We start from the raw sequence: 7,558 nt of genomic DNA on the forward strand, positions 1-7,558 counted from the left end.
ATATGACAAGCTCAAAAGAAATTATCAAAGTTCTGTTGCTTTAGCCTGTATATTTTTATGGCTACCTTTATAGGGTTAATTATGAACAGTAAATGTCAACAGACCCTAAATATTATTTGAATATATTTTTAAGCCTGAGCCTGTAAAATCAGCCTGGCCAGTTCCAGATCATCCGGATAGGTAATTTTAATATTATCGGAACGACCTTGTACTACACTCACCGGCTTACCGATATGTTCCAGCGCACTGGCTTCATCGGTAATCGTGGCACCATCTTGCAAAGCCTGCTCAAGCGCCCGTTTCAACACACCTAGCTTGGCCATTTGTGGCGTTTGTGCCTGCCAGAGCATCGAGCGATCCACTGTTTCCTCAATATCAAAATTGGTTACTACACGCTTAAGTGTATCTCGCACCGGAATCGCCAGAATCGCAGCCCTATCCTTGGTAATTGCCGTATTGACCAACTGTTGCAGACAATCCTGACTGACACACGGACGTGCCGCATCATGTACCAACACCCAGTCATCTTCAGAAGCGATTTGAGATAAATAGTTCAGTGCATTTAACACGGAATTCACCCGCTCGGCACCACCCAAACAAAAATGGGCTTTCTCCAGCCTGGAAAATGGAAGCGTTTTTGCGACATTATCCTGTACACCAATCGCCAGGACATAACCCGTCAAAGGCAGTTGATTCAGACGAGTCACCGTATGTTCAAGAACAGTACGCTCTTGAATCATCTGATATTGTTTCAGTTCTGTTTTGGAGAAACGGCTACCGGAACCTGCAGCTGGAAGAATGACCCAAAGTTTAGGGTGTAGTTGGTGCTTCAGCTGACTCATTGGTTCGCAGGTCTACTTTAGAATTAGGATTAAGATAGATCGGTTTATATTGAGTACTGATCGTGCTCATTTGAATAAAAGTTTCGCGTGGCTTAATCAGACCAAGATCTAAACGCGCATGTTCTTCGATGGCTTCAATACCATTCTTCAAATCATAAACTTCTGCCGCCAGAACGCGATTACGCTCTTTCAGCTCATCATTCAATTCCATCTGTTGCTGGATTTTCTGGGTCAGTTGCTGATGATCATGATAACCACCTTCACCAAACCAGTATAAATATTGAAACCCTGCGATCAAAATGATCGCAAGGCCCAACAGTACTTTACTCGCAGTCGAGTCGAATACATTTAACATTGACATAAGTCGCTTAGTTCAAACCTTTGAACTCAGCTTTACCGCGATATGCAGCATTAGTCAATTCTTCAATACGAAGTAATTGATTATATTTCGCTACACGGTCAGAACGGCAAAGTGAACCAGTCTTGATTTGACCCGCTGCTGTACCTACTGCAAGATCAGCAATCGTTGAATCTTCCGTTTCACCTGAACGGTGTGAAATTACAGTAGAGTAACCATTCTCTTTCGCAAGGTAGATGGCATCTAAAGTTTCAGTCAAGGTACCGATCTGGTTGTATTTGATCAGAATCGAGTTACCCACTTTTTCGTTGATACCACGTTGCAGAATTTTCGGGTTCGTTACGAACAAGTCGTCACCAACCAACTGGATCTTGTCGCCAAGAATAGAAGTCAGGTAAGACCAGCCTTCCCAGTCAGATTCGTCCAAACCATCTTCAATCGAGATAATTGGATACTGGTTTACCAGACCTGCTAAATAGTCAGAGAACTGGTTGCTTGTGAACGCTTTGTTGCCTTCGCCCGCAAGAATATATTGACCATTTTTGTAGAATTCTGAAGATGCACAGTCAAGCGCAAGCATGATGTCAGAACCTGCTTTGTAGCCAGTTTGACCAATTGCTTCAAGAATAACCGTAATTGCTTCTTCGTTTGAACGCAAGTTTGGTGCAAAACCACCTTCATCACCTACCGCAGTGTTTAAACCTTTTTTGTTTAATACTGATTTAAGTGAATGGAAGATTTCAGCACCGGCACGTAGCGCTTCAGAGAATGAAGTGAAGCCTACTGGCTCAATCATGAATTCTTGAATATCGACATTGTTGTCTGCATGTGAACCACCATTGATGATGTTCATCATTGGTACAGGCATGGTTAGAATCGTTTGACCGCGAAGATCTGCGATGTATTGGAAAAGAGGAATTTTCTTTTCTTCAGCAGCAGCGCGAGCAGCAGCCAAAGACACTGCCAAAGTTGCGTTTGCACCTAATTTTTCTTTGTTTTCAGTACCGTCAAGCGCGATCATCGTGTTATCGATGTCTTTTTGTTCGAATACTGATTTACCGACCAAAGCGTCACGGATTAACGTATTGACGTTATTTACCGCAGTTTTAACGCCTTTACCTAAGTAACGCGCTTTATCGCCATCACGAAGTTCTAAAGCTTCACGAGAACCAGTTGAAGCACCAGATGGTGCACATGCACGGCCAACTACGCCAGATGCTAAGATTACGTCTGCTTCGATGGTAGGGTTACCACGAGAGTCCAAAATTTCACGTGCACGAATGTCAACGATTTGGCTCATGAACTATTCCTCAGTTGATTAATATGAGCTGCCTATACGGCAGCGCAAGAGTGATAAACTCAGTGTGTATCTAACTTTTCGAAACCTTTAACCAAGGTATCCAATTCTTTTAGCTGTGCCAGGAACGGCTCAAGCTGAGACATGCGCAGCGCACATGGACCATCACACTTGGCTTTTTCCGGATCTGGATGTGCTTCCAGGAACAAGCCTGCAAGACCCGTTGCCATACCCGCACGTGCAAGCGTTGTAATTTGCGCACGACGACCACCGGCAGAATCTGCACGGCCGCCTGGGGTTTGTAAGGCATGGGTCACATCAAAGAAAACCGGGACATTCATTTCTTTCATGATGTCGAAGCCCAGCATGTCTACAACCAGATTGTTATAGCCAAATGCCGAACCGCGTTCACAAATGATCAGCTTGTCATTTCCGGCTTCCAGACACTTATGCAAAATATGACGCATTTCGTGCGGAGCCAGGAACTGGGCTTTTTTGATGTTGATGATCGCATCCGTTTTTGCCATGGCTTCAACCAGATCCGTCTGACGGCTTAAGAAAGCTGGCAATTGAATAATGTCTGCCACTTCTGCAACAGGAGCCGCTTGGTACGGCTCATGCACATCGGTGATGATCGGCACATTAAAGTGTTTTTTAATGTCAGCTAACCACTCGAGACCTTTTTCCAGGCCTGGGCCACGGAAAGAGTTCAGGCTTGAACGGTTGGCTTTATCAAAGCTGGCTTTGAACACATAAGGAATGCCCAAACGTGTGCAGATATCGACATAAGTCTCTGCAATTTCAAAAGCCAGGTCTTTAGATTCAAGTACATTCATTCCGCCGAATAATACAAATGGCAAATGATTTGCCATTTGTATATCGCCCAAACGTACAATTTCTTGTGGTTTTAATTGCGACATTTAAACTTCCCTAGTTGTGTCCTACGCACCGATTATTTGGTTTTTTGGTACTGCTTTTTCGCAGCATCAATGAAACCTGCAAACAACGGGTGACCATCACGTGGCGAGCTGGTAAATTCCGGGTGGAATTGTACTGCAATAAACCAAGGATGTGCAGGAATTTCAACAGTTTCTACCAGATGCTGTACCGGAGAATAACCAGAAATCTTCATGCCTTTTTCTTCCAGCACTGGGATATAACGGTTGTTCATCTCGTAACGGTGACGGTGACGCTCGATGATTTCTTCAGAACCATAAACTTCTGCAGTTTTAGTCCCTGCAACCAGTTCAGATTTTTGCGCGCCTAAACGCATCGTGCCACCCAGATCAGAATCAGCAGAACGTTGCTGAACTTCACCACGCTCATCTAACCATTCAGTAATTAAACCAATCAATGGAGATTTGGTTGAACGGTTAAATTCAGTCGAGGTCGCGTCTGCAATACCAGCAACATTACGTGCGTATTCGATCACAGCCAACTGCATACCCAAGCAAATACCGAGGAACGGCACACCGTTCTCACGTGCGAACTGAATCGCCTTCATTTTGCCTTCAGTACCGCGCTCACCGAAACCACCAGGAACTAGAATCGCATCAGCATCTTTCAATACTTCTGCTACATCTTGGCCTTCAAGCTCTTCAGCGTTTACGTAGTCAATCTGAACTTTCACACGGTTTTGAATACCCGCATGTAAAAGTGCTTCGTTGACAGATTTGTAAGCATCTGGAAGTTCAACGTATTTACCGACCATTGCAACACGTACGGTGTATTCAGGGTTCAGTAATGCTTCTACAACGTTATCCCAATCTGTTAAATCAGCTTCAGGAAGATCGTTATAACCAAAACGTTCACAGATTAAATCATCAACATTTTGTTCGTAGAATGTACGTGGAATCTGGTAGATCGAACGTGCGTCTTTACATACCACAACGGCACGTGCTTCAACGTTGGTAAATAATGCAATCTTACGCGTCGTATCTGCATCTACATCGTACTCTGTACGACAGATGAGAATGTCTGGCTGAATACCAATCGACAGGAGTTCTTTAACAGAGTGCTGTGTTGGTTTGGTTTTTAATTCTGCTGCAGACTTAATGTATGGGAGTAACGTTAAGTGCATTAACATGGTACGTTTATGACCAAGTTCAACCATTAACTGACGTACAGATTCCATGAATGGGAGAGATTCAATGTCACCTACAGTACCGCCGATCTCTACGATCGCAACGTCATAACCTTCGCCTGCACGAAGTACACGCTCTTTGATATTGTCAGTAATGTGTGGAATAACTTGAACAGTACCGCCTAGATAGTCACCACGGCGTTCTTTGTTTAGAACATCCTGGTAAACACGGCCTGATGTGAAGTTATTTAGTTTGGTCATTTTCGCACGACGCAAGAAACGTTCGTAGTAACCCAAGTCTAAGTCTGTTTCAGCACCATCTTCTGTAACAAAAACTTCACCATGCTGGAATGGGCTCATTGTCCCTGGATCGACATTAATGTATGGATCCATTTTTACCATGGTCACTTTTAAACCACGAGCTTCTAAAAGTGCAGCAACAGAAGCAGCTGAAATACCTTTACCTAGTGATGAAACTACACCACCAGTAACGAAAATAAAATGGGTCATTGGGTTTCTCGTACAATCGAGCCTAAATCGGCCTGCAATGTTGCGCAATTTTACTTTACCTTGTACCTAGAAAGCAAAGTCAATCCGCATCAATTCAAAGAACAATAAACAATTGACTATTCTAACAGCAATTCCTATAAAAAATTACAGTAAGTTCATATGATTTCTATCTTGCATTTTGCTGCTATAATAGTGTATCCACTCCACACTTTTATGTTTGATGCAATGATGATGAAGAAACTTTTAATCTCCACCCTAATCCTGACTGGCCTGACATTAACTGCGTGTGTAAAAAAAGAAGCACCAAAAGAAGAAGAGCAAGTAGAAGTTACTCCAGCATCTGAAATCTCGACTCCAGAACCAACGCAATTTGAACCGCTTGAACCTGTAGAGCCAGCGGCAATTGAAGAGGAAGTAGCGCCAACGGTTGAAATTCAACGTGAGCAAACTGAAAACACCACGACTGAAATCCGTCGTGAAATCAAAAAACCAGAAACTACTGAGCCGGCACCAGTGCCTGAAACCCGCGAAGAACCTGCGTCAAAGCCTGCTGCGACCACACCTAAAACCAATTCAAATCCAGAAAACAAGTCTGAGGATGATGCGGTTGCTGACGCAATTGCCGCAGCGATGCCAGCACTTGACTAATTACAGTATCATTCATCAAAAAACCCAGCAGATGCTGGGTTTTTTATTGGAACTTTTTAAGCAGATACTGTTGCCGGTGCACGAGATAAGTGAATCAAATAGTCTGCCATTAGTCGGGTAGCCCAAGATTCGGTTTGCATCAAGCCCTGATAAAAGCCGCAATGACTGCCTTTTTTGGTGGTAATCACCATAATATTAGACATCGCCCGAATTTTTTCTTTATAAGGTTCTAAATTTCGGATGTGACAAACCGGATCATCCTCCGCATTTAAAATCATCAGTGGGATTTTGACACTTTCAAACACATAAATCGGATTGGTTGCCTGAGTATAACTGGCATAATCCGCAAATCCGGCCAGTTCAAAATAAAGTTTTTCAAATTCAGACAGATCTTTAACTTCTAATAACTGTTTCCAGCTTGGGCAGACCTGCCAGGTTTCCTGATAAGGATGAATAAAGCGCTTAATCAGTTTTTTGGCCATGACTTTACTGTAAAACGGATGCACATTGGCAAAACCGGTTTCAGTGTTATAGCCAGGGCATAAGGCAAAAGCCGCTTTGAGTGGGGTTTGTTCACCTTCTTCGCCCAGATAACGCACTAACAATCCCGTACCCGCAGAAGATCCAACCCCATAGAGATCGGACTGAGGAAATCTGTCCTGTATATACAAGAGCTGCTCACGCAAATCCTGAGTTGAACCAAACAGGTTCATTTTAGGCACAGGCATGGGTAAGTCTGCATGACCACGGCGTAAACACAATGCAACACGCCAACCCGTATATTTATGCAGATCACGAACCAGTTCACGCATTGATTCAGGAGAACCGGTAATAGTATGAAGTAATACAATGGTCGGCGTGCTTGCCGGAAGATCGAGTCCATACCAGGCAATACCGGTAATTCCACCATCTGACATTTTCAGCTGTTCAAGCGCATCATATTTCAGTTTAATGGTGCGTTTTTTAATTAAATCGAAATACAGAATATGTGCATGTGCATTGGCTAACCAAGGTGTAGGACGATATTTTTGTTGCAGCTGCGGTAAGCGCTCAATGAGTCCTGAAAATACACCATTCGGATTGTAATACAGGGTCGGCTCGTCTGCTCCACTGAAACGATCCAGATACTCACTGGAAAGCTGACCCAATTTTTTAAGCAACATTTTCATCTGTCATCCCCCTCTAGTTGTACTAGCTGTGATTTACAAATTTCATGCCGACTTGAATCAATAGTTCGAATTAAGTTTTAGCTTGGAATGATTGCATCCGCTGGCCCATCTGTACAGCCAGGGCTTCAAGTCCGGACTTAGGTCGAATCATGACTTCAAAATCAATCATCTGACCCTCTTCATTAAACTGAATCATGTCAACTCCCTTTAGTTTTTTATCGCCCACATTGGCAGAAAACTCAAGTACGACATTGTTACCATCTTCACTTATAAATTCACGGTGATAGGTGAAGTTTTCAAAGACTTGAATGACATTGGTCAAAATAAAAAATACCACCTGTTTTCCAGGATAAGGTTGAAAAGCCACAGGCGAACGAAATACCACTTCTTCAGGCAAGTAGTTCATTCAAGATCGACATATCACGGGTTTCCAGCATCTCATGCCAGCGTGCAATGGATTTTCTGGTATTTTCGATGGTCATTTTAGATTCCTTTTTTGTTATTAAAAAATTAATCTCCCTCACCCCAGCCCTCTCCCAAAGGGCATAGGTATCTACACATCTATGAGATACCTAATGCCATTGTGGCTATCTCATTGAGTTCATCTATTGAATATTCCGAGAGCAGTTGAAGAGTGTTCAGTAAAATCGA

At 43.2% G+C, this 7,558-nt stretch carries 7 protein-coding genes and 2 pseudogenes; 2 read left to right on the top strand and 7 right to left on the bottom strand.

What is annotated here, in order from left to right; all coding sequences use genetic code 11:
• Nucleotides 1-92 (top strand): annotated as a pseudogene (locus WFH18_RS15910) (IS5/IS1182 family transposase); the annotation flags it as partial.
• Nucleotides 93-128: 36 nt separating this feature from the next.
• On the opposite strand, the gene ispD reads toward WFH18_RS15910, so the two are convergent.
• Genes ispD through WFH18_RS15935 form a run of 5 tightly spaced genes read right to left on the bottom strand, consistent with a single transcriptional unit; the run spans nt 129 to nt 5,090 of the window.
• Nucleotides 129-842 carry a 2-C-methyl-D-erythritol 4-phosphate cytidylyltransferase gene (gene ispD / locus WFH18_RS15915; RefSeq protein WP_004278717.1) on the bottom strand — a complete coding sequence of 238 codons (714 nt, stop codon included), beginning with the start codon at nt 840-842 and terminating at the stop codon, nt 129-131.
• Nucleotides 811-1,203: a septum formation initiator family protein gene (locus WFH18_RS15920; RefSeq protein ID WP_004645271.1), complete on the bottom strand. Its 393-nt coding sequence runs from the start codon at nt 1,201-1,203 to the stop codon at nt 811-813. Before WFH18_RS15920 ends, ispD begins: the two co-directional genes overlap by 32 nt.
• Nucleotides 1,204-1,210: 7 nt before the next feature.
• Nucleotides 1,211-2,500: a phosphopyruvate hydratase gene (eno, locus tag WFH18_RS15925; protein ID WP_004278719.1), complete on the bottom strand. Its 1,290-nt coding sequence runs from the start codon at nt 2,498-2,500 to the stop codon at nt 1,211-1,213.
• Between the two features lie 59 nt (nt 2,501-2,559).
• The gene (gene kdsA, locus WFH18_RS15930; protein WP_004278721.1) at nt 2,560-3,417 is read right to left on the bottom strand and encodes a 3-deoxy-8-phosphooctulonate synthase; all 858 of its coding nucleotides are present in this window, start codon (nt 3,415-3,417) and stop codon (nt 2,560-2,562) included.
• A 32-nt stretch (nt 3,418-3,449) separates the two neighbouring features.
• On the bottom strand, nt 3,450-5,090 hold the full coding sequence (locus WFH18_RS15935) for a CTP synthase (RefSeq protein ID WP_004278723.1): 1,641 nt from the start codon (nt 5,088-5,090) through the stop codon (nt 3,450-3,452).
• A 225-nt stretch (nt 5,091-5,315) separates the two neighbouring features.
• On the opposite strand from WFH18_RS15935, the gene WFH18_RS15940 reads away from it, so the two are divergent.
• On the top strand, nt 5,316-5,738 hold the full coding sequence (locus WFH18_RS15940) for a hypothetical protein (RefSeq protein WP_370940779.1): 423 nt from the start codon (nt 5,316-5,318) through the stop codon (nt 5,736-5,738).
• Nucleotides 5,739-5,794: 56 nt separating this feature from the next.
• Here the strand turns inward: WFH18_RS15940 and WFH18_RS15945 are convergent, their stop codons facing one another.
• Together WFH18_RS15945 and WFH18_RS15950 are read right to left on the bottom strand one after the other, a co-directional pair.
• On the bottom strand, nt 5,795-6,907 hold the full coding sequence (locus WFH18_RS15945) for a YheT family hydrolase (protein WP_164543358.1): 1,113 nt from the start codon (nt 6,905-6,907) through the stop codon (nt 5,795-5,797).
• 70 nt (nt 6,908-6,977) lie between these two features.
• Nucleotides 6,978-7,389, bottom strand: a pseudogene (locus WFH18_RS15950) (nuclear transport factor 2 family protein).
• Nucleotides 7,390-7,558: the final 169 nt, after the last annotated feature.

This window comes from Acinetobacter sp. USHLN143, assembly GCF_037145695.1.
In the GTDB taxonomy this organism is placed as follows: Bacteria; Pseudomonadota; Gammaproteobacteria; order Pseudomonadales; family Moraxellaceae; genus Acinetobacter; species Acinetobacter fasciculus.

Bases quoted from the DNA above. Each gene is read 5' to 3' on its own strand.
- WFH18_RS15935 (WP_004278723.1), bottom strand. From the start codon at position 5,090: ATGACCCATTTTATTTTCGTTACTGGTGGTGTAGTTTCATCACTAGGT.
- WFH18_RS15940 (WP_370940779.1), top strand. From the start codon at position 5,316: ATGATGATGAAGAAACTTTTAATCTCCACCCTAATCCTGACTGGCCTG.
- WFH18_RS15920 (WP_004645271.1), bottom strand. From the start codon at position 1,203: ATGTCAATGTTAAATGTATTCGACTCGACTGCGAGTAAAGTACTGTTG.
- eno (WP_004278719.1), bottom strand. From the start codon at position 2,500: ATGAGCCAAATCGTTGACATTCGTGCACGTGAAATTTTGGACTCTCGT.
- WFH18_RS15945 (WP_164543358.1), bottom strand. From the start codon at position 6,907: ATGAAAATGTTGCTTAAAAAATTGGGTCAGCTTTCCAGTGAGTATCTG.
- ispD (WP_004278717.1), bottom strand. From the start codon at position 842: ATGAGTCAGCTGAAGCACCAACTACACCCTAAACTTTGGGTCATTCTT.
- kdsA (WP_004278721.1), bottom strand. From the start codon at position 3,417: ATGTCGCAATTAAAACCACAAGAAATTGTACGTTTGGGCGATATACAA.